Here is a 1,864-nt window from a genome sequence, read left to right on the forward strand (position 1 = left end):
TTGTCGTTAAAAACATTGTACCGTAAAAGGACTGTTATATGGCCTTTTTACTTTTACACAATTATACGGACTTTATCATAAAACACCTTCATACAAGCGATTTTTCTTCTTAATGTATTCGTTTTTATGTTAGATTGTGTCAACTGTTCTATATAGGCTTCGACATTATCATAGTCTGATTTATAGAATTGCATAAGATCATTCTTATAAGCGCGAATCGTGTGTGAACTCAAACGCTTATGAGTTTTGCAATAATCTAAGTAAGTAGAAATAAGTTTATAATCCATAAAAATCTCCTTTATCAATAATCATGCTATTATAAACCTATTTGAGTGCTTTGTATAGTGATAATAAATTGTTATCGGTAGGAGAATACTATGGAAATAAAAATAATTGATAAAATTTTATCTCAAAAATGTTTTTGGACAATTATTTTTACTTGTTGGGTTTTTATTGGAATTATAGTATCAATTTTTGATTCATCACTAAAACACAATTATATATATGTCTTTGGAGTAAATTCTCTACTGTTAGCTCAGATTATCACATACCAAAATTTAATGAAAAAAGAAATAATCCTTAAAATGTCTATTTCAGGTACTAAAGTGAATAATCTTCCACTATTTCCAATCTTCAGCAAAAATAATAGTTATCTAAACAAATGGTATAGTATATCTATTTGTTTTGCAATCGGTTTAATTTATTTCGTTTCACTAATATTATTAAAAGTTCTTATCTGGAACGAATTAATTACAATCTATGGCGCTATTACTCTAATCCTAACTGTATTTATTGCAATACAATTGTATTTAAAGTATCTACTCTATATTCTTACCTTAAGAAAGATTTCAAAATTAGAGTTTACTACATTGACACCAGTTTCTCTACATGATCCATCTGAATGTGATTGGATAGTTAAATTTACCGATAGTATGAGTTCATTTAGTAATTATTTTGGAATTTTAGGTATTGCTTATACTGCTCTATTCTATTTAACCACTCCACTATCTGCTATTAAATTTACCGGAAATACATTAATAATAGATACACCTAATAACCTAGTATTTAAAATTACTTGGGGAATAATTTTTATACTGATTGGTTTTGGTTATTTAATTTTTGACTATCTTTGGAAAAAATATATTAAAGATATAATACAAAAAATAAAAAGAATGCAACTGAAGGAATATGATATTACCGATTACAGTAATAAACAACTTAATAAAGATTATATTGAGCTATTTAAACTCTATAAAGATTCCCCGAACTTTCCACAGTTATTCAATGGAAAACCACTCAATCCGATAGGTTTCATCCCCATTTTGATAAATCTATATAGGCTACTTCAGCCATTTTTAACACAAAATTAGTGTTGTTTAAAAGAGCAGAGAATCCCAATCTCTGCTCTTTTATCTTAATAAATCCCCGCTCTTACCTTCGCTAATTTAATTGAATAATCAATAAAATAATTTAACCTTTCCATAGAATGATTTTTTTCCAAAACTTCACATTGTTTTTTTATATCAAACTCAATTAACGAAACTTCATTTTTTATATGTTTTAATACATTATATTTATTCAATAAAATTTCTAAATTAGTCACCTTATCTTTATTCTGAAGTTCCATTTTTTCTTTATTAGAGAGAAAATGTTCAAGGTAAACGTAACATAAATTTTTTCTACTTTTATTAATATCAAAATTATAATTCCCTTTGTATTTTACAGTGAACTCAGGATTAAAGTATGCTTCGCAATCATTTAGTAACTGAAATAAGTAGCCTAATTTGAGTCAAGTCCAGACTCCTGTGTAAAATGCTATACAATGTTTTTACCATTTCTACTTATCAAAATTGATGTATTTTCT

General features: G+C 26.4%; 2 protein-coding genes and 1 pseudogene. 1 reads left to right on the top strand and 2 read right to left on the bottom strand.

The window, feature by feature from the left end; genetic code table 11:
• Positions 1–65: 65 nt before the first annotated feature.
• A pseudogene (locus ACIY19_RS10745) lies at positions 66–287 on the bottom strand (site-specific integrase); the annotation flags it as partial.
• A gap of 90 nt (positions 288–377) precedes the next feature.
• On the opposite strand from ACIY19_RS10745, the gene ACIY19_RS10750 reads away from it, so the two are divergent.
• On the top strand, positions 378–1,370 hold the full coding sequence (locus tag ACIY19_RS10750) for a hypothetical protein (protein WP_409003395.1): 993 nt from the start codon (positions 378–380) through the stop codon (positions 1,368–1,370).
• A gap of 44 nt (positions 1,371–1,414) precedes the next feature.
• On the opposite strand, the gene ACIY19_RS10755 is transcribed toward ACIY19_RS10750, so the two are convergent.
• Positions 1,415–1,627 (bottom strand): hypothetical protein, encoded by a 213-nt coding sequence (locus tag ACIY19_RS10755; RefSeq protein ID WP_409003396.1) that lies wholly within the window; start codon positions 1,625–1,627, stop codon positions 1,415–1,417.
• Positions 1,628–1,864 lie beyond the last annotated feature (237 nt).

This window comes from Streptococcus sp. ST14 (genome assembly GCF_046098195.1).
GTDB lineage: Bacteria > Bacillota > Bacilli > Lactobacillales > Streptococcaceae > Streptococcus.